This is a genomic window from Pseudomonas sp. AK-TSAG1-1, assembly GCF_056821665.1.
This window is the reverse complement of record NZ_CM165965.1, coordinates 2,187,456-2,211,192: the sequence shown is the minus strand read 5'-3', so window position 1 is coordinate 2,211,192 and position 23,737 is coordinate 2,187,456. Positions and strand designations below refer to the sequence as shown.

The following is a 23,737-nucleotide window of genomic DNA, read 5'->3' as shown; positions in this document are numbered from 1 at the left end:
ATGAAGTGAAAAAACCGGGATGGAGACCGTCCGGAGCGCGGTTCAAAAATACACCAGCATCCGGACAGTGTAGGAACTTTCTAGAGCTTTTCCGCGAAGTCTGCGCGAAGGCTCACAGCGTGCTGTCGGCAGACGACAACCACTGCAGCAGGACATGCCCGGTCATCGGCCGCGCGAGGTGAAACCCCTGCCCCATTTCACAGCCCAGGGCGAGCAGCGCCTCCTGCATCGAACGACTGCTGACGCCCTCGATCACCAGTTGCATGTCCAGCGAACGGGCCAGCGCCAGGGTGGTAGCGACCAGCGCCTGCCAGGATGGCTCGTAGCTGTGCTGCAGCAGTTCGCCGTCAAACTTGAGCTGATTGAACGGCAATTGGCAGAGCAGTTTTAGCGAAGAAAACCCGCTACCGAAATCATCGATGGCCAGACCACACCCCAGCAGACGCAGGCGCAACAGGCTTTCCCGGGTGTCGGGCGGCAGTTCGAGCAGACCGTTCTCGCTCAATTCGAATTGCAGGACCGAACCGCTGAAGCCATGGCGTTGCAGCGCACGCTGGATGTGCCCGACCAGTTCAGTGCCGGCCAGTTGCGAAGCGTGCAGGTTGAACGACAGCGTCAGGTTCGTACCCTGGCGCCGCAGGATGCCCAGCAGGCACAGGCCCTGCTCCAGCAATTGCTTGAACATCGTATCGATCAGGTCATACGCCAGCACCGCCGCGAGAAACTCACCCGGCAGCAATACGCCTTTGCCAGGATGTTCCCAGCGCACCAGCACTTCGGCGCCAGCGACAGCACCGTTGGCGAGCAAGAGCTGCGGCTGGAACCAGGCACGAAACTCGCCGAGGGCCAGGCCGCGCCGCACTTCGTCTTCGCCGGGCAGTTCCCTGGGCGGCTCCAGCACTGTCAACGCCGGATGCGGTAACCGGTAACGCTGCAACAGCTTGTGCAAGAGGCGCAACTGCAGCGGCGCCGGCATGACCCCGAGCAATTGCAGGCCGGACAACGAACGCATCTGGCTCAACGTGCGATGCAGCGCCGGGCGCAAATCGCTGCACAGAATCACCGCGCGCACCATGCCGGTTTCCCGGGCATGGGCGAGGAACGCCAGGCAATCGAGGTCTTTATCGATCAGGTCGCAGACCACAATGTCGACCCCGCCGCAAAGGTGTATCTGCACCATCGCCTGCTCACCGTTATTCGCCTGCACCACTTCGCGCACACCCAGACGATGCAGCATCTTGACCAGGACGCTGCGGGCAAAAGCATGATTTTCCAGTACCAGTACGCGGGGTGAGGTCATTTTCCATCCGTCGTTGCGCAGACCCGAGGATCGGCATAGTGACGGTCGAGACGCAATGTATCTGACGGATTAATCCTGCGTGCTTGTAGGAAATTTCCCAAGCGAAGCCTTACTCGGTGGTACTCGGACTCCAGAACGCCTGCACCACCAGCGCCGACGTGGAAATCCGCGCCACCAGCGCATCCAGTTCGTCGCCGTCCACCGAAGTGGTCGCCAGCGTGGCTTCGATCTCGATTTCGTCGGCGCCGAAAGCATGCACATCGACGTCGCTGGCCGGGTAGTTGCTGCGCTCCAGCTCGGCCTCGAGCAAGGCGAACACGGCTTTCTGCTGTGAACGCCGGGCGATCACGTAAACGATGTTGGTGACTTCGGCCGAGACCACGTCCAGTGGCTGGCGGTTGATGTTATTGACGATCGGCCGCAGCAAGGTGTTGGCGGCCAGAATGAACAGCGTACCGAGCACTGCTTCGGCCAGCAGGTCGGCACCGGCGCAGGCACCGACGGCGGCTGAAGTCCACAGGGTGGCGGCGGTGTTGAGGCCGCGCACGTTGCCCTCCTCGCGCATGATCACCCCGGCACCGAGAAAACCGATGCCGGAGACCACGTAGGCGACGACCCGCACCGCGCCTTCAGCGCCGCCAAGGCGGTTGGCCATGTCGACAAAAATGGCCGCGCCGACGGCCACCAGCACATTGGTGCGCAGGCCCGCCGTACGTTGCCGATACTGGCGTTCGAAACCGATCAGGCCACCGAGGATGAACGCCGCGCTGAGGCTGACAAGGGTGTCGAGCAGCGAGGTGAGGTTGAGGTTGTTGATGGCTTGCATCGTCATCTCCTTGAAAAAACACAAATCCCCTGTGGGAGCAAAAACGCTCCCACAGGGGAACAGCGTTCTCCTGCTGTTATTGCCAGCCGAACCGGCGGATGTAGAAGCCCTTCACCGCCTGGGTCAGCGCCATGTACGCCAGCAGGATCATCGGCAGGAACACAAAGTACATCGACGGCAGCGCCTGCAGTTTGAAGTAGTTGGCCAGCGGCCCCATCGGCAGGAAGATCCCGACCGCCATGATGATCCCGGTCATCACCAGCAGCGGCATGGCTGCACGGCTTTGCAGGAACGGAATCTTCGGCGTGCGGATCATGTGCACGATCAGTGTCTGGGTCAGCAGCCCCACCACGAACCAGCCGGACTGGAACAGGGTCTGGTGATCCGGCGTGTTGGCATCAAACACATACCACATCAAGGCGAACGTCAGGATGTCAAAGATCGAACTGATCGGGCCGAAGAACAGCATGAAGCGTCCAACATCCCCCGGCTGCCAGCGTTGCGGCTTTTTCAGCATCTCCTCGTCGACGTTGTCGAACGGAATCGCGATCTGCGAAATGTCATAGAGCAGGTTCTGTACCAGCAGGTGCATCGGCAGCATCGGCAGGAACGGGATGAACGCACTGGCCACCAGTACCGAGAACACGTTGCCGAAGTTGGAGCTGGCGGTCATCTTGATGTACTTGAGCATGTTGGCGAAGGTCCGACGCCCTTCGAGCACGCCCTCCTCCAGCACCATCAGGCTCTTTTCCAGCAGGATGATGTCGGCGGCTTCCTTGGCGATGTCCACCGCGCTGTCGACCGAGATCCCGATGTCGGCAGTGCGCAGCGCCGGGGCGTCGTTGATGCCGTCGCCCATGAAGCCGACCACATGCCCGTTGCCTTTGAGGATGCGCACGATGCGCTCCTTGTGCGACGGCGTCAGCTTGGCGAACACGTTGGTGTTCTCCACCGCCACGGCCAGTTCGGCATCGCTCATGCGCTCGACATCGTTGCCCAGCAGCAAGCCTTGCTGCGCGAGGCCGACTTCGCGGCAGATCTTCGCCGTCACCAACTCGTTATCGCCGGTCAGCACTTTGACCGCCACGCCATGCTCGGCCAGCGCCTTGAGCGCTGGCGCGGTGCTTTCCTTCGGTGGATCGAGGAAGGCCACGTAACCGATCAGCGTCAGCTCCTGCTCATCCGCCAGGCTGTAAGTGTCACGACCTTGCGGCATCGAACGGGCAGCCACCGCCACCACGCGCAAGCCTTCAGCGTTGAATGCTGCAGTGACCTGACGAATCCGGGTCAGCAATTCATCGCTCAAGGCTTCCTCGACGTCACCGTGCTGCACACGGGTGCACACTGCCAGCACTTCTTCCACCGCGCCTTTGCAGATCAGCAGATGCGGCTCGCCGCGCCCTTCGACCACCACCGACATGCGCCGACGATTGAAGTCGAACGGGATCTCATCGACCTTGCGAAACGCCGTGCCGACTTTCAGCTCACGGTGGACTTCCACATGCTCCAGCACCGCTACATCGAGCAGGTTTTTCAACCCGGTCTGGTAGTAGCTATTGAGGTAGGCCATTTCCAGTACGTCGTCGGAATCGTCACCCCAGACGTCGACGTTGCGTGCGAGGAAAATCTTGTCCTGAGTCAGGGTGCCGGTCTTGTCAGTGCACAGTACGTCCATCGCGCCGAAGTTCTGGATCGCATCCAGGCGCTTGACGATGACTTTCTTGCGCGACAGGAACACCGCGCCTTTAGCCAGCGTCGAGGTGACGATCATCGGCAGCATTTCCGGGGTCAGGCCGACGGCGATCGACAGCGCAAACAGCAGCGCTTCGGTCCAGTCACCCTTGGTGAACCCGTTGATGAACAGCACCAGCGGCGCCATGACGAACATGAAACGGATCAGCAGCCAGCTGACTTTGTTCACGCCCAGCTGGAACGACGTCACTGCCCGATCAGTCGCACCGACCCGTTGCGCCAGCGCACCGAAATAGGTGCTGTTGCCGGTGGTGAGAATCACTGCCACGGCGGTGCCGGACACCACGTTGGTGCCCATGAACAGGATGTTGTCCAGCTCCAGCGGATTGCGCGTGTCGCGGTCGGCCTGGCGCGCAAACTTCTCCACCGGCATCGATTCGCCGGTCATCGCCGCCTGGCTGACGAACAGATCCTTGGCGCTCAATACCCGGCAGTCGGCTGGAATCATGTCGCCGGCCGACAGCACGATCAGGTCGCCCGGTACCAATTGCTTGATCGGCAGTTCGATGCGCGGCTCATCGCGGCGCATCACCGTGGCGGTGTTGCTGACCAAGGCCTTGAGCGCGTCGGCGGCCTGGTTGGATTTGCTTTCCTGCCAGAAACGCAGCAGCGTCGACAGCACCACCATCGAGAAAATCACGGTGGCGGCTTTCAGGTCCTCGGTCAGCCAGGAGATTACCGCCAACAGGGTCAGCAGCAGGTTGAACGGGTTTTTGTAGCAGTGCCACAGGTGGGTCCACCACGGCAGCGGCTGCTCGTGTTCGACTTCATTGAGGCCGTACTGCGCTCGCAGTGCGTCGACTTCAAAGTCAGTCAGGCCGTCAGTGTGGGTGCCCAGCGAAGACAGCAGTTCGCCGCTGTCGCGATGGGCCGCATCGACCAGGGTGTTGGCCAGGGTGGGCGGCACTTCACGGCTGACCGTGGTGTCGTTGATTGACTCCAGCAGCGCCAGACGGCGGAAGTGCCGGGCGATGTGGCGTGTACGCAGGAAACCTGCGAAAAATTCCTTGAGCGTAAGTTTCATGGCTGTTGCCCCTATGGTCAGCCGGGAAACCGTCGAGCAGGTACGACCGCGCCTCGTGCGCCGGAAAAACCGGCACGGCAAGGCTTGGCGCGCCAGTCAGGAAAGACTGGCGTGTCGATAGAGTTGCGATGACGACCATAAAGGTCGAAACCACACTTTTCAGTGTCGATGAGAAGGACGTCGGGACATGACCTTGCTGGTCATGATCGGGATGCCGCTGCTCGCTTTACGGCGAGACAACGGCAGAGAAAGGCTGCGCGTTATCTTGCCGAGAATCTGCCGGTTACCGAGACCGGCCGACAACTGTCACTCGAACAAGTACCCACTGTGGGTCTCCGCTATTGATGAAAACGCGCGAAGCTTACGCCTCGATGATGCGAGAGTAAACCCGGGAAAGGAGGTGTATCGGGGAATGTCGGGGATGTTCAGGAAGGGTTCAGGAATGAGTTTTTGCGGTGTATTTGAAGGCCTCTTCGCGAGCAAGCCCGCTCCCACACTGGATCTCTGCTGACCACAAAATCTGTGTTCAATGAAGATCCCCTGTGGGAGCGGGCTTGCTCGCGAAAGCGGTGTGTCAGGCGCTCAAAAATCAGCTGGCAGTCGCCAACAACAGATCCGCCATCGAACGGCTGTGCCCGCGGTTCTTGCCATGCTCATACAGCGAGCCGGCAATCTCGTCAGCACGTACCGGCAACACCGACAGCAGTGTGTCGCTCAGGCCATGGCTGGCCTGGCAGAAGCCCTGCATGTACAGACCGGCCTTGCAGCGCTCGTCGGTGATCAGTTTGTAGTTGCGATCAACCTCGAAGTCGCCCAGGTACTCTTGCAGCGGCGCCAGCAGTTTGCGGTGCATCTGGCGCTCGTAACCGGTGGCCAGCACCACGGCGTCGTAGATGCGCACGGTGACTTCGCCGGTGGCATTGTTGCGCACCGCCAGTTCGATGCCGCGCTCGGTGGCGGTGGCTTTCTCGACGGTGGTCAGGGTGCGGAACGCATGACGGGCAATGCCCGAGACTTTCTGACGATAGAAGATGCCGTAGATGCGTTCGATCAGGTCGATGTCCACCACCGAATAGTTGGTGTTGTGGTACTCGTTGACCAGACGTTCACGCTCGGCGCTGTTCTGCTGGAACACCAGGTCGGTGAACTCTGGCGAGAACACTTCGTTGACGAACGGGCTGTCGTCGGCAGGCTTGAGGGCCGAGCCGCGCAGGATCATGTCGACCTGTACCGACGGGAACGAATCATTGAGGTCGATGAACGCTTCCGCCGCGCTCTGCCCGCCGCCGATGATCGCGATGCTCATCGGTTGATTGTTCACACACGGCTGTTTGGCCATCTGCGAAAGGTACTGCGAGTGGTGGAACACGCGGCTATCGCCCTTGAGCGCCTTGAACGCTTCGGGAATACGCGGCGTGCCGCCGGCACTGACCACCACCGAACGCGCAGTGCGCACGAATTGCTGGCCTGCGGTGTCACGGGAGATCACGCGCAGCGCTTCAACCTGATGGTTGTGCAGCACCGGCTCGATGGTCAGCACTTCTTCGCCATAACGGCTCTGCTCGGTGAACTGCCCGGCGACCCAGCGCAGGTAGTCGTTGTACTCCATGCGGCACGGATAGAAGGTGCCGAGGTTGATGAAGTCAACCAGACGGCCGTGGGCCTTCAGGTAGTTGACGAACGAGTACGGGCTGGTCGGGTTGCGCAGGGTTACCAGATCCTTGAGGAAGGAAATCTGCAACTCGCTCTGGGTCGACAGGGTGTTGCCGTGCCAGCTGTAGTCGGCCTGCTTGTCGAGGAACAGCACATCCAGCTCGCCGTGGGTCGGGCCGCGCTCTTGCAGAGCGATGGCCAGCGCCAGGTTCGAAGGGCCGAAACCGACGCCGATCAGGTCGTGAACGATGGGCGATGCAATTGCCTGAGTCATTTCCAGTGTCCTCTGGATGAACCCCTCAACAAGGGGAAAGGAGAGCCTAAGTGACCTGACCGGCCTTGAGCAGGACAGCAGGTCGTCTGTTGAGTAGGAACGAGGACAGTGAAATAAAATTTAACGACGCCGGCTCAATGGGCATCCCATTGTTTGATGCGCAGGCGGCAATGCTTCATCGCATTGACGATGTGTTTTTCCACCAGCGCCTTGGAAATGCCCAGATGTTCGGCGATCTGCGGGTGGGACAGGCCGTCGATCTTGCGCAGCAGAAAACTGTCGCGGCACAACGGCGAGAGTTCCGCCAATGCGCGCTGGAGCATCTCCAGACGCTGGCCATGATCGAGCGTGCCGTGGGGCGAGGGGGTGAAATAGCGCTCTTCGCTGTCGAGCACTTCCAGTGGTTCGACCTGGCGCAAGGCGTTGCGCCGATGATCGTCGATCACCAGATTCAACGCCGTGCGATAAAGAAAGGCCCGGGGTTGCTCGATCGGCGTGTCGCTGGAACGCTCCAGTACGCGCACATAAGCGTCATGCACCACATCTTCGGCGACCTGGCGGTTGCCGAGCTTGGCGTTCAGGAAACACACCAGCTCGCGATAGTAGTTTTCCAACATGACTCCCGGCCGCTTCGATGCGGATTCGATCCTTGAGCACACTGATCGAAAGCCCCCGATTACGGGGTAGCAAGATAGTGGCAACTTGAGGTGCGTAATTTATAGTAATTCTCATATAGATTTAAAGTGGCGTTTGTCGTTGCCCGCCAAATAGTGCCGTTCTATACCTGTAACATCCTGTGTCTCCGCTTAAATTCCCCGCAGCTTTCATCGTTTACAGGACAGCTCCCCGTGTCTGTCGCGCCCTGCGACAGCGTTCAGCGGCTGCCCGCTTTCTGCGTGTACCCGAACGACGGGCCGAATTCCACTGGCCGGAACCCTGCATGAAACGTCCCCGCCCCGCCCGACGCGCCCTGCTCGTAGTCCTTTGTCTGATTCCTGTTGTTGCCTACGCCGCGTGGCAAATCATGCCGCCGGGCCGGGACCGCTTCGCCACCGTACAAGTCACCCGTGGCGACATCGAAAGCAGCGTCACCGCGCTGGGCACCCTGCAACCGCGACGCTATGTCGATGTCGGTGCGCAGGCCTCGGGACAGATCCAGAAAATCCACGTGGAAGTCGGTGATGTGGTCAAGGAAGGCCAGTTGCTGGTGGAAATCGATCCGTCCACGCAGAAGGCCAAACTCGACGCCGGGCGCTTCTCCATCGAAAACCTCAAGGCGCAATTGCAGGAACAACGCGCCCAGCATGAACTGGCGCAACAGAAGTACCAGCGCCAGCAGCATCTGGCCGCCGGCGGCGCCACCCGCGAAGAGGACGTGCAGACCGCCCGCGCCGAACTGAAAGCCACTCAGGCGCGCATCGACATGTTCCAGGCACAGACCCGCCAGGCCGAAGCCAGCCTGCGCAGCGATCAGGCCGAACTCGGCTACACCCGGATCTACGCGCCGATGGCCGGCACCGTGGTCGCCCTCGACGCCCGCGAAGGCCAGACCCTCAACGCGCAACAACAGACACCGCTGATCCTGCGCATCGCCAAACTGTCGCCGATGACGGTGTGGGCCGAGGTGTCCGAGGCCGACATCGGCCACGTCAAACCGGGCATGACCGCCTACTTCACTACCCTCAGCGGCGGTCAGCGACGCTGGAGCAGCACTGTGCGGCAGATTCTGCCGGTGCCGCCCAAGCCACTGGATCAGACCAGCCAGGGCGGCGGCAGCCCGGCCAGCACCAGCAAAAGCGGCAGCGCGCGGGTGGTGTTGTACACCGTGCTGCTCGACGTCGATAACGCCGACAACGCCTTGATGGCCGAGATGACCACCCAGGTGTTTTTCGTCGCCGACCAGGCCAGGGACGTACTCACCGCGCCGGTCGCCGCGTTGCAGGGCAGCGCCACCGCCAACCTGCAGACCGCACAGGTGATCGCTGCCAATGGCGACATCCAGCACCGTGAGGTGCGCACCGGCATCAGCGACCGACTCAAGGTACAGATTGTCGACGGCCTCAACGAAGGCGATCACCTGCTGATCGGCCCGGCCGACGGCAACGGGGGCTGAATGCAAACGCCTCTGATCGACCTGCAGGACATCCGCAAATCCTACGGCGGTGGCGACGCCCCCGAGGTTCACGTGCTGCGCGGCATCGACCTGTCGATCCACGCCGGAGAGTTCGTGGCGATTGTCGGCGCTTCCGGCTCCGGCAAATCGACTCTGATGAACATCCTCGGCTGCCTCGACCGCCCGACCTCCGGCGAATACCGCTTTGCCGGGGAAAACGTCGCCGGCCTCGACAGTGACGAGCTGGCGTGGCTGCGTCGCGAAGCCTTCGGCTTTGTGTTTCAGGGCTATCACCTGATTCCATCCGGCTCGGCCCAGGAAAACGTCGAGATGCCGGCGATCTATGCCGGCACCCCCGCCGCCGAACGTCACGCCCGCGCCGCTGCCCTGCTCGACCGGCTCGGTCTGGCCTCGCGCACCGGCAACCGTCCGCATCAGTTGTCCGGCGGTCAGCAGCAACGGGTGTCGATTGCCCGGGCGCTGATGAACGGCGGCCACATCATCCTCGCCGACGAACCCACCGGCGCCCTCGACAGCCACAGCGGCAAAGAGGTGATGGCACTGCTCGACGAACTGGCGAGCCAGGGCCACGTGGTGATCCTCATCACCCACGACCGCGAAGTCGCCGCCCGAGCCAAGCGCATCATCGAAATTCGTGACGGCCTGATCATCAGCGACAGCGCCCGCGACAACCCCGACGCCCAGACCAGCGCCAACCCCGGCGCCCTGCAAGCGGTTGACCTGCGCAAGCGCCTGGCCGAGGGCGCCGAAGCTACCGGCGCCTGGAAAGGTGAATTGGTCGATGCCCTGCACGCGGCATGGCGGGTGATGTGGATCAACCGCTTTCGCACCGCGCTGACCCTGCTCGGGATCATCATCGGCGTGGCGTCGGTGGTGGTCATGCTGGCGGTCGGCGAAGGCAGCAAGCGCCAGGTGATGGCGCAAATGGGCGCGTTCGGCTCGAACATCATTTACTTGAGCGGTGCGTCCCCGCATCCACGGGCGCCCTTGGGCATCGTCACTCTGGACGATCTGGCGGTGCTCGCCACCCTGCCGCTGATCAAGCAGATCATGCCGGTCAACGGCGCCGAAGCGGTGGTGCGTTTCGGCAACCTCGACCACAACAGTTATGTCGGCGGCAACGACACCAACTTCCCGAAAATCTTCAACTGGCCGGTGGCCGAAGGCAGCTATTTCACTGCCGCCGATGAAGCCGCCGGTGCCGCCGTGGCGGTGATCGGGCACAAGGTCCGGACCAAGCTGCTCAAGGATGTCGCCAACCCGATCGGCCAATACATCCTGATCGAGAATGTGCCGTTTCAAGTGGTCGGCGTGCTCGCGGAAAAAGGCGCCAGCTCCGGCGATTCCGACAGCGACGACCGCATCGCCGTGCCCTACTCCGCCGCCAGCACGCGGTTGTTCGGCACCTACAACCCCGAGTACGTGGCGATTGCCGCCGCCGATGCGCGCAAGGTCAAGGAAACCGAGCAGGCCATCGAGCGCATGATGCTGCGCCTGCACAACGGCAAGAAGGATTTCGAACTGACCAACAACGCCGCGATGATCCAGGCCGAGGCGCGCACCCAGAACACCCTGTCGCTGATGCTCGGTTCGATTGCCGCGATTTCGCTGCTGGTCGGCGGCATCGGCGTGATGAACATCATGCTCATGACCGTGCGCGAACGGACCCGCGAGATCGGCATCCGCATGGCCACCGGCGCTCGCCAGCGCGACATCCTGCGCCAGTTCCTCACCGAAGCGGTGATGCTCTCGGTGGTCGGCGGGATTGCCGGCATTGCCCTGGCGCTGATCGTCGGCGGCGTGCTGATCCTCAGCGAAGTCGCCGTCGCGTTCTCGTTGATGGCGGTGCTCGGCGCATTCGGCTGCGCGTTGGTGACCGGTGTTGTCTTCGGCTTCATGCCTGCCCGCAAAGCTGCCCGGCTCGACCCGGTCACGGCCCTTACCAGTGAATGATCGATCTATGAAACCGCGCCTCAGCCTGTTGACCGTGTGCCTGATCCTCAGCGCCTGCGGCAGCCCTGCTCATCGTCCGGACAGTGGCGTGCCAACGCCTGCCGCCTGGCAATCGCCCCATGCTGCCAGCGTGGCACGTATCGATCCACAATGGTGGACGCAGTTCGGCAGCCCCGAACTCGACCACTTGATCGAACAGGCACGCCTGGGCAGTTTTGACCTCGCCGCCGCCGTCGCCCGCGTGCGTCAGGCGCAGGCAGGAACGGTGATCGCCGGCGGCTCGCAGTTGCCGGAAATCAAGGCCGGGTTCAACGCCAATCGGCAGAAACTGCTGCGCGGCAGCGGCTACAGCCAACTGGACGCGGACAGCAGCAATCAGGCGGTGGATTACTTCGACACCAACCTGAGCGCCAGCTACGAAGTCGATTTCTGGGGCGGCAAACGCGCCTCTCGCGACAGCGCGCAGTTCACCTTGCAGGCCAGCGAATTTGATCGCGCCACCGTCGAGCTGACGTTGCTCAGCGGGGTCGCCAGCACCTACGCGCAAACCTTGTCGCTGCGCGAACAGGCGCGCATCGCCGAGCTGAATCTGGGTAACGCGCAAAGCGTCTTGCAACTGGTGCAGACCCGTTACGACGCAGGCTCAGCCACCGCCCTGGAGCTGGCTCAGCAGAAAAGCCTGGTGGCCGCGCAGCAACGGCAATTGCCGCTGGTGCAACAACAGGCCCGGGAAGCGCTGATCAGCCTCGCCGCCCTGCTCGGTCGACCGGTGCAGCAACTGCCGGCCACTCAGCAACCCTTCGATCGGCTGCAATGGCCAGAGATTGCCAGTGGCGTACCCAGCGATCTGCTCAACCGCCGCCCGGACATTGCCCGCGCCGAAGCGCAACTGGCAGCGGCCGAGGCCGACGTCAAAATCGCCCGCGCGGCGATGCTGCCGAGCCTGACCCTTACCGCTCAACTCGGCTCCGGTGCCGACCAGTTCGATCAACTGCTTCGCAGCCCGTTCTACAACCTCACGGCCGGCCTCGTTGCCCCGATCTTCAACAATGGCCGTCTCGGCGCCGAACGCGACAAGGCCACAGCACGCCAGCAGGAACTGCTGGAAAGCTACCGCGGGGCGATCATCAATGGTTTCGCCGATGTGGAAAAAGCCCTGAACAGCATTCGCGGCCTCGACCAGCAACGGCAATGGCAAAGCGAAGAGCTGAATCAGGCACAGACCGCATTCGACATCGCCCAGAGCCGCTACCAGGCCGGTGCCACCGACCTGCTGACCGTGCTGGAAACCCAGCGCACCTTGTACGCCGCGCAGGACCTCAACGTGCAACTGCGCCTGGCGCGATTGCAAGCGAGCATCGCGTTGTACAAGGCGCTGGGAGGTGGATGGCAGACGGCGAGCCGGTAATCCCTCGGCAAGAGGACTGCCAGCGATGGGGGCGTGCCAGAAAACTCATCCTTGAATGCCCCACCGCTTTCGCGAGCAAGCCCGCTCCCACGGGATTTGTGTTCCACGCCGGCAGGTAAATGTGCGGAGTTGGTGGTCAGGGATTGGGCTGTGTCAGGGGAATCATCCTTGAATGCCCCACCGCTTTCGCGAGCAAGCCCGCTCCCACAGGGTTTGTGTTTCACGCCGGCAGGTAAATGTGCGGGGCGGGTGGTCAGGGATTGGGCTGTGTCAGGGGAATCATCCTTGAATGACCCACCGCTTTCGCGAGCAAGCCCGCTCCCACAGGATTTGTGTAGCGCCCGGGGCTTGAGCGATACACAGATCGAATGTGGGAGCGGGCTTGCTCGCGAATGAACGATGACGCGGTTTCAGACCGGTGCTTGTTTAGCCTTCAGATGCCGCGCATACCACGGCCGCTTCGGTACTTTGCGGAACAACTCCGAGAGCTTTTTCTCGTCATCGCTGAAGGTGATGCGCAGCGCCAGCTTCATGGTTTCCGGGTCCATCTCCACCGACTTGCCCACCTGCAACCCCGGCACGGTGCTGCAGCCGTGGGTGATCGGGCCGAGCCACGGGTCATTGACCTCGACCCAACGTCCCGGAGCGAACCACGGCACGCCATTGACCTGCAGACTCGTGACCTCACCCGGATGAAAGCGCTCGTGGGCGCGGAACCAGTCTTCCAGACGGTCATCGATCCAGCCATGGAACGCCCAGAACACCGGACTTACGTGAGAAGAAAACGGGTCGCCGAGAAAGTCGTTTTCAGCGGCGTACCAGCGTGCGGAAAAGTCTGCCGGGTCGCGGGCAAACGGCACCGGATGCCCGTTGGACGGATCGCGCGGTACCGACGCCCAGCGCATGTGCAACCAGTCGTGCAGCCCTAGCTCAACCTCTGAACCGAACTGCCCCAACGTCAGCTTCGCCAGATAGCGCGGATCGCGGTAACGCGACTCCCAGACCAGGAAGTTGCTGTGATAGGTCTCGGCAGTCTTGATGTCGCTGACCCATTGCGAGTACTCGTCATCCTCCTCCGCCAGCCAGGTCGGCGGCAGCGAGGTGCCGTCGTGGTTGTCGAAATAGTCGGCAAAGCCCCGGCGATCGCGAATCAGCTCCGGCTGCGGCAACGGGAAATGCTGCCACGAAGGCAGGTCCTGCATCGACCGCGCCGTGCCCAGCATGTGCCGGTGCATGAAAAAGAAATCGATGCCAGAACCGTTGCGGTCTTTTTTCGCGCCACGCGCGTCGCGCTCCTTGTCGCGGGGGCCGGGTTGCCAGCCGATACCGCGCAAGGCACCGCGCTTCTCTTCGGACAAGGTGTGCCACTTGTCACGTGAGGCATGCCAGAGCTGGTGGAACAAACGGTGCTCGGGCGAGATCAGCCACGCCAACAAGGTCGGGTTGAGACCGATGCGTTCGCGTGCTTCAGGGAACACCCGCTTGACCGCGACAAAGCGGTTGTCCTGCGCCGGCAACATCAGTGGCCGATCCAGATTCAACACCCGTCCGCTGAGGCTGCCGCTGCCGGCATTGCCGAAACCGGCCCAGACCTCATCCAGGGCCATGCTGAATTCATAATCGGGGGCACCATCGACCGCCGTGTTGCTGACCAGCCGCCAGCTCAGTTGCGCGGCACTGACATCGGCCAGATCGGCGAGCACCCGGTAGCGCGGCGGTTCAGGCGAGCGCAGACGTTCGGCGGTATCCAGAAAACCGATCACCCCACGGCCCTTATGAGCGATGTCGAGGAACACCTCCAGGCCATCCTTCGGCAGCCCGGCAATGCCCGCATCACGCCCCTCGAAACGGATCTGCCAGACACCTCGCAGGGTATCGGCCAGACGCTGGCCAGCCACATCCGCCACGTCGAACGAAGCTTCGCCGGGGGTGATCGTCGGGTCCGGCTTCGTCCATTCACGATGCCCAAAATACGCTGCAGGCACGGCGGCGCCGGTCAGTGCCAGACCCGCCATGAACCATCGTCGAGAAATCGTCATTGCCCTACCTGTGTCAGCCATGAAGCAGGCTTTATCCAAGCTAGAACGTTTGCTGCGCGTGCAAATTTAAGCGCTTGGGCACCGGACTAAATTTCCCTTGCAGCCAGTCGTTCCTCCCAGATAGCGAAGGCCCACGTGCCTGCACCTCGACGGCGAACCTGACTGAGATGGCAATGACAAAACCACGTTCGAAAAAGGCTCTTTACATCGGCCTGCCGCTGGCCCTGGCGATCAGCGCCGCGGCAGGCTTTGCAGTCTGGGAGCATTGGTTCAAGGACAACCCCGGCTACCCGCCCAAAGTCATGAAGCAGGCCGATGAGTTGCAGGACCGGATTATTTCCTTCGACAGCCACATCACTGTGCCGCTGGATTTCGGCACTGCCGGCAACGAAGCCGACAAAGACGGCAGCGGTCAGTTCGACCTGATCAAGACCGCTCGGGGCAGGCTTTCCGGCGCAGCGCTGACAATCTTCGGCTGGCCGGAGATCTGGAACGGCGCCAACGCCCCGCACCGGCCTACCGCGGGTTTCATCGAGGAAGCGCGCTTCGAGCAGGAGACCCGCTACAAGATCATCACCACGCTGGTGCGCGACTTCCCCAATCAGGTGGCCATCGCCTACACCCCGGACGACTTCCGGCGCCTGCACGGCGAAGGCAAGTTCGCGATCTTCATGAGCATGCTCAACGCCTATCCGCTGGGCAACGACCTCAACGCCCTCGACAAATGGGCAGCGCGTGGCATGCGCATGTTCGGCTTCAGTTACGTGGGCAACAACGCCTGGGCCGACTCGTCGCGACCGCTGCCGTTTTTCAATGACACCCGCGACGCCCTCGGCGGGCTGTCCGATATCGGCAAGCAGGCGGTACACCGGCTCAATGATCTGGGGGTGATCATCGACGTGTCGCAGATGTCGACCAAGGCCGTGGAGCAAGTCGCGCAATTGAGCCGCGCCCCGATTGTGGCCTCGCACTCGGCGCCACGGGCACTGGTGGACATCCCGCGCAACATCAGCGATCAGGAAATGCAGCTGATCAAGAACAGCGGCGGCGTGGTGCAGATTGTCGGCTTCCCGACCTACCTGCGCCCGTTGAGCCAGCACACCCAGGACAAGCTCAACGCCCTGCGTGCCAAATTCGACCTGCAGCCGCTGCAGGGTCTGGAAATGGCGCTGATGCCCGGCGATCCGATCATCACCGTGTGGCCCGAGCAGCGCTTTGGCGAATACGCCAGTCAGCTCTACGGAATTGTCGACGAAGAACCGAAAGCCACCCTCAAGGATCTGGGCGACGCCATCGATTACGCGGTGAAGAAGATCGGCATCGACCACGTCGGCATCAGCTCCGACTTCAACGACGGCGGCGGCATCGACGGCTGGAAGGACGTCAGCGAGGCGCGCAACGTGACCGCCGAACTGATCTCGCGGGGCTACAGCGAAGCCGACATCGCGAAATTGTGGGGCGGCAACTTCCTGCGGGTCTGGGAACAGGTGCAGCAATCGTCGAAACCCGTGGCCAGCCACTGACGCCCATTTGAACAAGCGAACCGACTTCATGACCAACCGCCGTTCTTTCCTCAAGCAGGCCGGGATTCTGGCCGCCGGCCTGCCCTTGGGCGCCGCCATCAACCTGCCGGCGCGGGCCGCCACCCCGCAACCGGAGTCCGCAGACAAATGGGTGCAACTGCGCCAGTTGTTCGAGCAGGACCCGGACTACCTGCACTTCGCCAACTTCCTCGTGACCTCGCACCCCAGACCGGTGCGCGAAGCCATCGAACGCCATCGCGCCACACTCGATCGCAACCCCGGCCGGGCGATGGACTGGGACCTGGGCGAGACCGAAAAGCGTGAACAGTTCGTGCGCGAATGGGCCGGGCGTTACCTCAAGGCCAAACCCGAACAGATCGCCCTGACCGGCAGCACCACCGAAGGCCTGGCAATGATCTACGGCGGCATTCACGTGCGCCCGGGGCAGGAAATCCTCACCACCGAACACGAGCACTACTCGACCAACTACACCCTCGGTTATCGCCAGCAACGTGACGGGGTAAAGGTGCGCAAGCTCAAGCTGTTCGAGAGCAGCGCGAAGATTTCGGTCGACGAAGTGCTGAGCGGCATCGATCGCGGCATCCGCCCCGAAACCCGCGTGCTCGGCATGACCTGGGTGCAATCGGGCAGCGGCGTGAAACTGCCGATCGGCGAGATCGGCAAACTGGTCGAGCAACACAATCGCCAGCGCGACGACAAAGACCGCATTCTGTACGTGGTCGACGGTGTGCATGGCTTCGGCGTCGAGGACCTCGACTTCCCCGACATGCACTGCGATTTCTTCATTGCCGGCACCCACAAATGGATGTTCGGCCCGCGCGGCACCGGGATCATCTGCGCACGCTCCAGCGAGCTCAAGGACGTCACCCCGATCATCCCGACCTTCTCCGAAGCCACCACTTTCTCGACCACCATGACCCCGGGCGGTTACCACAGTTTCGAGCACCGCTGGGCGCTGGACGAAGCGTTCAAGCTGCATCTGGAGCTGGGCAAGAACGAGGTGCAGTCGCGCATCCACGCGCTCAACACCTACGCGAAAAACCGCCTGCTGGAACAGCCCTCCATCGAGCTGGTGACACCGCGCAGCGCAGCGTTGTCGTCCGGTTTCACCTTCTTCCGGATCAAGGGCCGCGACTGCGATCAGGTCGCCGCGCAACTGATGGCGGATCGGGTGGTGTGCGATGCGGTGGATCGCGACGTCGGTCCGGTGATCCGCATCGCCCCGGGCCTGCTCAACAGCGAAAACGACATCGAGCGCTTCATGGCCGTGCTCAACAAGCACCTGTGAAGCGCCCCGCTTTCCTTTAATCGAGATGACTCATGAAACGTGATCTGTTGTCCCCCGTCACCGGCATCGGCGCACTCAAGGCCCTGGCCCTCACGGCCCTGCTGGGCAGCCTGCTGCCGAGTGCCGCGCTGGCCGCCACACCGCCCGTGCCGGGCAAAGTCTTCAAAGACTGCAAGGACTGCCCGGAAATGGTCGTGCTGCCGGCCGGCACCTTCACCATGGGCACTCCGGACGATGAAGTCGGTCGTGAACCGGACGAAGGCCCGATGCATGACGTGACCTTCGCCAGACCCTTCGCCATGAGCCGCTTCCAGGTCACCGCCGCAGAGTGGGACAACTACGTGCGCGAAAGCGGCGTGACCATCGCCAATGGCGATACCCGCCCGGGGCGCGAATGCGTCGCCAGCAAGCCGCGCTACCCGCAGGGGCCTCGGCAACCGGCGGTGTGCATGAACTACTACGACGTGAAGAACTACGTCGCCTGGCTGTCGAAAAAAACCGGGCAGAAATACCAGATGGTCAGCGAGGCCCAGCGCGAATATGCCGCACGCGGCGGCACCAAGGGCCCGTTCCCCTTCCCGTTCGACGAAGGCAAGGAATACAGCATCGCCAAGCACGCCAACACCTACGGCCCGGCGGACGGTTTCAGCTACAGCTCGCCGGTGGGCAGCTACCCGCCCAATGCCTTTGGCATGTACGACATGCACGGCAACGTCTACGAATGGGTTGAAGACTGCGAACACCCGGACTACGTCGGCGCGCCGACCGATGGCAGTGCGTGGCTGGAAGCCAATTGCGAAGCCGTGCGCATTCGCGGTAATGACTGGGGTGAAGCGCCAGTGTTCTCGCGCTCCGGCAACCGCAACAGCCAGTACCCGAACGAGCGTGGCGACTGGATGGGCTTTCGCGTAGTGCGCGAACTCTGACCAGCACCGAAATGCCCCTGTGGGAGCGAGCCTGCTCGCGAATGCAAACCGTCTGCCGCCGACAAGGTTGACTGACACAACGCTTTCGCGAGCAAGCCCGCGCCCACAGGTTTGTAACGGGTCGCCGCCAGTCGGCACCCGGCTAAATTAAGCCTGCCACCAGACGTTCTACTGGGTATCTGCCTTTATACCCAAGGAACTGTCTTCCATGACCCAGCCTACCCGTGGCGCCATCGGCGAATTGTTCGCCCTGTTGAAACCGTTTCGGCTCATCGTCGCCGCGTCCATTTTCCTGGGCATGGTCGGCGGCCTGAGCGTCACGGTGTTGCTGGCGACCATCAACAACGCCCTGCATTCGCAAAGCGGCCTGACCCAAGGCGTGGTCGCGCTGTTCGCCGGCCTGTGCCTGCTGGCCCTGGCCAGTTCGATCTGCTCGGACATCGGCACCAATTACGTCGGCCAGCACATCATCGCCAAACTGCGCAAACAGCTGGGTGAGAAAGTCCTCTCGGCGCCGATCGAACAGATCGAACGCTACCGCAGCCATCGGCTGATCCCGGTGCTGACCCACGACGTCGACACCATCAGCGACTTTGCCTTCGCCTTCGCGCCTTTGGCGATTTCCGTCACCGTGACGCTCGGCTGCATGGGTTATCTGGCGCTGCTGTCGTGGCCGATGTTCCTGATCATGGTCGCGGCGATCCTGATCGGCACGGCGATCCAGGCCTACGCCCAGAGCAAGGGCGTGCAAGGTTTCATGGCCGCACGGGATGCCGAAGACGAACTGCAAAAGCACTACAACGCAATTGCCGAAGGCGCCAAGGAGCTGCGCATTCACCGCCCGCGCCGTCAGCGCATGTTCGTGTCGGGGATCAAGGCCACCGCCGAATTCATCTGCAACACTCAAGTGCGCTCGATCAACACCTTTGTGATCGCCAAGACCTTCGGTTCGATGCTGTTCTTCGTGGTCATCGGCCTGGCCCTGGCGCTGCAAACCTTCTGGCCGAGCGCCGACAAGACCGTCATGAGCGGCTTCGTCCTGGTGCTGCTGTACATGAAAGGCCCGCTGGAGCATCTGATCAGCACCCTGCCGATTGTCAGCCGGGCGCAGATCGCCTTCCGCCGTATCGCTGAACTGTCCGAACAGTTTTCCACCCCCGAAGCGCACCTGTTGCTCAGCGATCAGGGCCAGGCCGAGAAGACCGTGCACAGCCTGGAACTGGCCGACGTGCGTTACGCCTTCCCGGCTGTCGATGGCGCCGCGCCGTTTCAACTGGGCCCGGTCAACCTGACCATCAAACAAGGTGACATCACCTTCATCGTCGGTGAAAACGGCTGCGGCAAAACCACCCTGATCAAATTGCTGCTGGGCCTGTACACCCCGCAACAGGGTGAGATTCGCGTCAACGGCATAGGCATCGATGCACACAATCGCGATGACTACCGCCAGTTGTTCACCACGATTTTTGCCGACTACTACCTGTTCGACGACGTGGTCCAGGGCGACATGCAGATCCCGGCAGATGCCAACAAATACCTGCAACGGCTGGAGATCGCGCACAAGGTCAGCGTCAAGGACGGCAATTTCACCACCACCGACCTGTCCACCGGTCAGCGCAAGCGCCTGGCGCTGGTCAATGCGTGGCTGGAAGAACGCCCGGTGCTGGTGTTCGACGAGTGGGCGGCCGATCAGGACCCGACCTTCCGCCGCATCTTCTATACCGAGCTGTTGCCCGACCTCAAGCGACTGGGCAAAACCATCATCGTGATTTCCCACGACGACCGCTATTTCGATGTCGCCGATCAACTGGTGCGCATGGAGCGCGGCCGGGTGGTCAGTGAATTGACCCCGGCCTGACACGCCCGCCAGACGCCTTGCGCGATTTGATCCGCAAGGCGGCACCCCTCTTTTCAGCGCACAGAACCGGACCGGCAGCGATTTATTTGTCGGGTTTGTTTCCGGTTTTTCGCCATCACTCCGTCTTAATAATAATTCCTATTAACAAAAACTCTGCACAACACGTTCAGGAGCTCAGGCAAGTAATGCACCCTCTTCCACGCCGCACACCTCTCGCGCTGGCCGTACAGCGTCCGACTTTGCATAAAACCCTGCTGACCAGTGTCCTGCTGACCGCCACCTTGCTGGGGAGCTCGATGGCCAATGCGGCACCGGTCAAGGTCAACATTGCGGTGCAACCGCTGTCCAGCGCGCTGACCGAACTGGGCCTGCAAACCAACCTGCAGATCCTCTACAGCCCGGACCAGGTGGCCGGGATCAAATCCCGTGCGGTGTCCGGTTCGCTGGAGCCTTCCGAAGCGCTGGCCGCGATGCTCAAGGACAGCGGGATTTCCTTCCAGATCAATGGCAGCAGCGTCACCCTGGTCTCGGGCGGCGCGGGTTCGACCCTGCAACTGGGCGCGACCACCATTTCCGGCCAGGCGCTGGGCCTGACCACCGAAGACAGCGGCTCCTACACCACCGGCGCCACCACCACCGCGACCAAGCTGCCGCTGACCATTCGCGAAACGCCGCAATCGGTGACCGTGGTCACCCGTCAGCAAATGGACGACCGTGGCGAAAAGAACATCGGCGACGTGCTGCGCAACACCCCCGGCATCTCCGTGCAGCAATATGACAGCGACCGCACCGAATACGCGACTCGCGGCTTTGCCATCACCAACTTCCAGTACGACGGCGTCAACAACGTCTACGACGGCGTGTACGACGAAGGCGCGACCCACGTCGACATGGCCACCTACGATCGCGTCGAAATCATCAAGGGCGCCACTGGCCTGATGACCGGCTCGGGCGACCCGTCGGCCACCGTCAACCTGGTGCGCAAGAAGCCGACCAAGGAATTCAAGGCGTCGGTCACCGGCACGGCCGGCTCGTGGGACAACTATCGCACTGAAGGCGATATCTCCGGCCCGCTCAACGACAGCGGCTCGGTGCGCGGGCGCTTCGTCGGCGCCTATCAGGACAAGAACTCCTACATCGATCACTACACGCAGAAAAAGGATGTGTACTACGGCATCCTCGAAGCCGACCTCAGCGAAGACACCCTGCTGACCTTCGGCATCGACAAACAGAGCGTGACCCCGCGCGGTTCGTCATGGACCGGCAACCCGGTGTACTTCTCCGACGGCGGACGGACTGACTTCCCGCGCAGCTTCAACCCGGGCGCCGACTGGAGCCGTCGCGATTTCGACTCCGTGACCTACTTCACCTCGCTGGAGCAGGCCCTGGCCAACGACTGGAAACTCAAGGTCAGCCTCAACGAAAAAATCACCGATCACGACACGCAACTGGCCTCGGCCAGCGGCGGCAATCCGAATCGCGCCACCGGCGAAGGCATGTTCCTCTACTGGGGCCGCTGGGAAGGTCACCGCGTCCAGGATTCGGCGGACATCAACGTCTCCGGTCCATTCACCCTGGGCGGTCGCGAGCACGAACTGGTGGCCGGCTTCATGGCCTCGCACTCGCGCCAGACCGGTGCGACGTTTGACACCAGCGCTTTCAGCCAGGTACCGGGCAGCATCTATGACTGGAACGGCCATCTGCCGAAACAGGAGTTCCCGAAGAACGGCAAATACGAGCGCACCCAGAGCCAGAACGGCATCTACCTCGCCACGCGCCTGCGCCCGACTGACGACCTCTCGGTAATCCTCGGCAGCCGCCTGAGTACCTTCAAGTACAACGAGGACTACTCCTACAATGCGGGCACCGGCATGTCCGACACCCATGCCAGCTACAAGGAACACGGCGTCGTCACGCCTTACGCCGGTGTGGTCTACGACCTCAACGACACCTACTCGGTGTACGGCAGCTACACCAACATCTACCAGCCGCAGATTTACAAGGACGCCGACGGCAAGACCCTCGCGCCGGTCGAAGGCAACGCCTACGAAACCGGTCTGAAGGCTGCCTACTTCGATGGCCGCCTCAACGCCAGCCTGGCGTTCTTCCGCATCGAGCAGGACAACGTTGCCGAATCGATCGGCACCAACCCGGTGACCAACGAAGGCATCTACAAAGCCATCGACGGCGCCACCACCAACGGTGTCGAACTGGAACTGGCCGGTGAACTGCAAGAAGGCTGGAACCTGTCCGCCGGCTACACCTACGCCCGTACCCGTGACCAGGACGAGCAACGGATCTACGGCTACCCGCTGTCCACCACCAAACCCGAGCACGTGTTCCGCACGTTCACCACTTACCGCCTGCCGGGTGTGCTGAACAAGGTCACCGTCGGCGGCGGTGTGAGCTGGCAGAGCGCGTTCTACGGCAAGATCTACAGCGCACCGGCCGGCGACTACACCCGCATCAAGCAAGGCGGCTACTCGCTGGTGGACCTGATGACCAAGTACGAGTACGACGAGCACCTGAGCTTCACCGTCAACGCCAACAACGTCTTCGACAAGAAGTACCTGACGGGCCTGGGCAACTTCGACACCACGTTCTACGGCGAGCCACGCAACCTGCAACTCACCGCCAAGTACAACTTCTGATTCACATCGCAAACGCCAATGCCCGCATCGCAAGATGCGGGCATTTTTTTTGCCCCGTCGTTGGCCTCGCGGGCTGTGTGTCGGGCACAAAAAAACCGCCATTGCCGACTCGGCAATGGCGGTTCCGGGATCAGGTCAGAGGTGTGAGCGCACCCACTGCGCCACCTCGGCATGGATCGCCTCGACCTCACTCAGCAACCCGGCCATGCGCAGGAAGTCGTGGGTCATGCCCGGTTGTTCGAGCAGGGTCAGGTCATTGCCGGCGGCGCGCAGACGCTCGGCATAGGCACGGCCTTCGTCATACAACGGGTCATGGCCGGCCAGGTACACCAGCGCCGGCGCGATGCCAGACAAGTCGTCCGCCAGCAACGGCGAGCAGCGCCAGTCAGCCAGATCTTCCGGGGTACGGGCGTAATGCGCGTAGAACCAGTCCAGCGTCGGGGTCTCCAGCAGATAGCCTTCGGCGAAATCGCGATGCGAGGCGCGATGCGTCGTGGCGTCCGTCACCGGGTACACCAGGACCTGCGCCTTGGGCCGCAGACTCAACGCCTCAGGCTCACGAACCGCGATCAACGCCAATACCGTCGCCAGCGTCGCTCCGACACTGTCACCGGCCAGCACCGTCCGCGCCGCGTCCAGACCCAGACTTGCGCCTTCGCGCACCAGCCAGTTGGCGGCATCGCAAGCGTCCTGTACCGGGGTCGGGAACCGCCATTCCGGCGCCAGGCGATAGTCCACCGTCAACAGCGCGAAACCACCCTGCGCCGCCAGACGTCGGCACAGTGCATCATGAGAATCGAGACTGCCGACCACGTAGCCGCCACCGTGGAAGTACAACATCACCGGTTGCAGACCGTCGGCGGCCTGCCCGGTGCGATACAGGCGCGCCGCCAGACTGTGACCATCGCGTGCAGCGAGGGTGAAATCCTGACAGCTGACGCTGTCCAGCGGCACATCGAGAAAGCCCGACGCCGCTTCGAAATCGACACGTGCCTGTTGCGGGGTCTGCTCATGCATCGCACGGCTTTTGCCGGTCAGTCGGCCGAACTCGGCGAGTTCGAGAAATGCTTGCAGTTCTGGCAGTACAGCCATCGTTTACATCCTTCC

15 protein-coding genes are annotated in these 23,737 nt (G+C 62.3%); 8 read left to right on the top strand and 7 right to left on the bottom strand.

What is annotated here, in order from left to right; all coding sequences use genetic code 11:
- Positions 1-112 precede the first annotated feature (112 nt).
- The 5 genes from AC1UK9_RS10040 to AC1UK9_RS10020 form a co-directional block, all read right to left on the bottom strand.
- Entirely contained in the window at positions 113-1,300 is a 1,188-nt protein-coding gene (locus AC1UK9_RS10040) for an EAL domain-containing response regulator (RefSeq protein WP_482579950.1), read from the bottom strand.
- Positions 1,301-1,409: 109 nt separating this feature from the next.
- Entirely contained in the window at positions 1,410-2,126 is a 717-nt protein-coding gene (locus AC1UK9_RS10035; RefSeq protein ID WP_007968289.1) for an MgtC/SapB family protein, read from the bottom strand.
- A 76-nt stretch (positions 2,127-2,202) separates the two neighbouring features.
- Positions 2,203-4,902, bottom strand: a complete 2,700-nt coding sequence (gene mgtA / locus AC1UK9_RS10030) for a magnesium-translocating P-type ATPase (protein WP_025110399.1) — start codon at positions 4,900-4,902, stop codon at positions 2,203-2,205.
- Positions 4,903-5,491: 589 nt separating this feature from the next.
- Positions 5,492-6,829 (bottom strand): lysine N(6)-hydroxylase/L-ornithine N(5)-oxygenase family protein, encoded by a 1,338-nt coding sequence (locus AC1UK9_RS10025; RefSeq protein WP_025110397.1) that lies wholly within the window; start codon positions 6,827-6,829, stop codon positions 5,492-5,494.
- 134 nt (positions 6,830-6,963) lie between these two features.
- Positions 6,964-7,446, bottom strand: a complete 483-nt coding sequence (locus tag AC1UK9_RS10020) for a sigma-70 family RNA polymerase sigma factor (RefSeq protein WP_025110396.1) — start codon at positions 7,444-7,446, stop codon at positions 6,964-6,966.
- A gap of 323 nt (positions 7,447-7,769) precedes the next feature.
- Between AC1UK9_RS10020 and AC1UK9_RS10015 the strand changes: the two genes are divergently transcribed.
- Genes AC1UK9_RS10015 through AC1UK9_RS10005 form a run of 3 tightly spaced genes read left to right on the top strand, consistent with a single transcriptional unit; the run spans position 7,770 to position 12,324 of the window.
- Positions 7,770-8,942, top strand: coding sequence for an efflux RND transporter periplasmic adaptor subunit (locus tag AC1UK9_RS10015; protein ID WP_482579949.1), 1,173 nt, complete (start codon positions 7,770-7,772; stop codon positions 8,940-8,942).
- The gene (locus tag AC1UK9_RS10010) at positions 8,943-10,916 is read left to right on the top strand and encodes a MacB family efflux pump subunit (RefSeq protein ID WP_025110394.1); all 1,974 of its coding nucleotides are present in this window, start codon (positions 8,943-8,945) and stop codon (positions 10,914-10,916) included.
- 7 nt (positions 10,917-10,923) lie between these two features.
- Complete coding sequence (locus AC1UK9_RS10005; protein ID WP_482579948.1) at positions 10,924-12,324, top strand: efflux transporter outer membrane subunit; 1,401 nt, start codon at positions 10,924-10,926, stop codon at positions 12,322-12,324.
- A gap of 410 nt (positions 12,325-12,734) precedes the next feature.
- Here the strand turns inward: AC1UK9_RS10005 and pvdP are convergent, their stop codons facing one another.
- The gene (gene pvdP, locus AC1UK9_RS10000) at positions 12,735-14,363 is read right to left on the bottom strand and encodes a pyoverdine maturation tyrosinase PvdP (protein ID WP_482579947.1); all 1,629 of its coding nucleotides are present in this window, start codon (positions 14,361-14,363) and stop codon (positions 12,735-12,737) included.
- A gap of 173 nt (positions 14,364-14,536) precedes the next feature.
- Between pvdP and pvdM the strand changes: the two genes are divergently transcribed.
- The 5 genes from pvdM (at position 14,537) to AC1UK9_RS09975 (ending at position 22,630) form a co-directional block, all read left to right on the top strand.
- Positions 14,537-15,886: a pyoverdine-tailoring dipeptidase-like protein PvdM gene (gene pvdM, locus AC1UK9_RS09995; protein WP_025110391.1), complete on the top strand. Its 1,350-nt coding sequence runs from the start codon at positions 14,537-14,539 to the stop codon at positions 15,884-15,886.
- A 28-nt stretch (positions 15,887-15,914) separates the two neighbouring features.
- Entirely contained in the window at positions 15,915-17,195 is a 1,281-nt protein-coding gene (gene pvdN / locus AC1UK9_RS09990; protein WP_482579946.1) for a pyoverdine-tailoring periplasmic protein PvdN, read from the top strand.
- Positions 17,196-17,227: 32 nt separating this feature from the next.
- Positions 17,228-18,121, top strand: coding sequence for a dihydropyoverdine dehydrogenase (gene pvdO, locus AC1UK9_RS09985; RefSeq protein ID WP_025110389.1), 894 nt, complete (start codon positions 17,228-17,230; stop codon positions 18,119-18,121).
- A gap of 208 nt (positions 18,122-18,329) precedes the next feature.
- Complete coding sequence (locus AC1UK9_RS09980) at positions 18,330-19,979, top strand: cyclic peptide export ABC transporter (protein WP_025110388.1); 1,650 nt, start codon at positions 18,330-18,332, stop codon at positions 19,977-19,979.
- A 185-nt stretch (positions 19,980-20,164) separates the two neighbouring features.
- Positions 20,165-22,630 carry a TonB-dependent siderophore receptor gene (locus AC1UK9_RS09975; protein ID WP_473015072.1) on the top strand — a complete coding sequence of 822 codons (2,466 nt, stop codon included), beginning with the start codon at positions 20,165-20,167 and terminating at the stop codon, positions 22,628-22,630.
- Between the two features lie 135 nt (positions 22,631-22,765).
- Here AC1UK9_RS09975 and AC1UK9_RS09970 read toward each other — a convergent pair whose 3' ends face one another.
- Positions 22,766-23,722 (bottom strand): alpha/beta hydrolase, encoded by a 957-nt coding sequence (locus AC1UK9_RS09970; RefSeq protein WP_025110386.1) that lies wholly within the window; start codon positions 23,720-23,722, stop codon positions 22,766-22,768.
- Positions 23,723-23,737 lie beyond the last annotated feature (15 nt).

What these genes read in the sequence shown, in the direction of transcription:
- AC1UK9_RS10040 (WP_482579950.1), bottom strand. Translation starts at nt 1,300, where the DNA reads ATGACCTCACCCCGCGTACTGGTACTGGAAAATCATGCTTTTGCCCGC.
- AC1UK9_RS10035 (WP_007968289.1), bottom strand. Translation starts at nt 2,126, where the DNA reads ATGCAAGCCATCAACAACCTCAACCTCACCTCGCTGCTCGACACCCTT.
- mgtA (WP_025110399.1), bottom strand. Translation starts at nt 4,902, where the DNA reads ATGAAACTTACGCTCAAGGAATTTTTCGCAGGTTTCCTGCGTACACGC.
- AC1UK9_RS10025 (WP_025110397.1), bottom strand. Translation starts at nt 6,829, where the DNA reads ATGACTCAGGCAATTGCATCGCCCATCGTTCACGACCTGATCGGCGTC.
- AC1UK9_RS10020 (WP_025110396.1), bottom strand. Translation starts at nt 7,446, where the DNA reads ATGTTGGAAAACTACTATCGCGAGCTGGTGTGTTTCCTGAACGCCAAG.
- AC1UK9_RS10015 (WP_482579949.1), top strand. Translation starts at nt 7,770, where the DNA reads ATGAAACGTCCCCGCCCCGCCCGACGCGCCCTGCTCGTAGTCCTTTGT.
- AC1UK9_RS10010 (WP_025110394.1), top strand. Translation starts at nt 8,943, where the DNA reads ATGCAAACGCCTCTGATCGACCTGCAGGACATCCGCAAATCCTACGGC.
- AC1UK9_RS10005 (WP_482579948.1), top strand. Translation starts at nt 10,924, where the DNA reads ATGAAACCGCGCCTCAGCCTGTTGACCGTGTGCCTGATCCTCAGCGCC.
- pvdP (WP_482579947.1), bottom strand. Translation starts at nt 14,363, where the DNA reads ATGACGATTTCTCGACGATGGTTCATGGCGGGTCTGGCACTGACCGGC.
- pvdM (WP_025110391.1), top strand. Translation starts at nt 14,537, where the DNA reads ATGACAAAACCACGTTCGAAAAAGGCTCTTTACATCGGCCTGCCGCTG.
- pvdN (WP_482579946.1), top strand. Translation starts at nt 15,915, where the DNA reads ATGACCAACCGCCGTTCTTTCCTCAAGCAGGCCGGGATTCTGGCCGCC.
- pvdO (WP_025110389.1), top strand. Translation starts at nt 17,228, where the DNA reads ATGAAACGTGATCTGTTGTCCCCCGTCACCGGCATCGGCGCACTCAAG.
- AC1UK9_RS09980 (WP_025110388.1), top strand. Translation starts at nt 18,330, where the DNA reads ATGACCCAGCCTACCCGTGGCGCCATCGGCGAATTGTTCGCCCTGTTG.
- AC1UK9_RS09975 (WP_473015072.1), top strand. Translation starts at nt 20,165, where the DNA reads ATGCACCCTCTTCCACGCCGCACACCTCTCGCGCTGGCCGTACAGCGT.
- AC1UK9_RS09970 (WP_025110386.1), bottom strand. Translation starts at nt 23,722, where the DNA reads ATGGCTGTACTGCCAGAACTGCAAGCATTTCTCGAACTCGCCGAGTTC.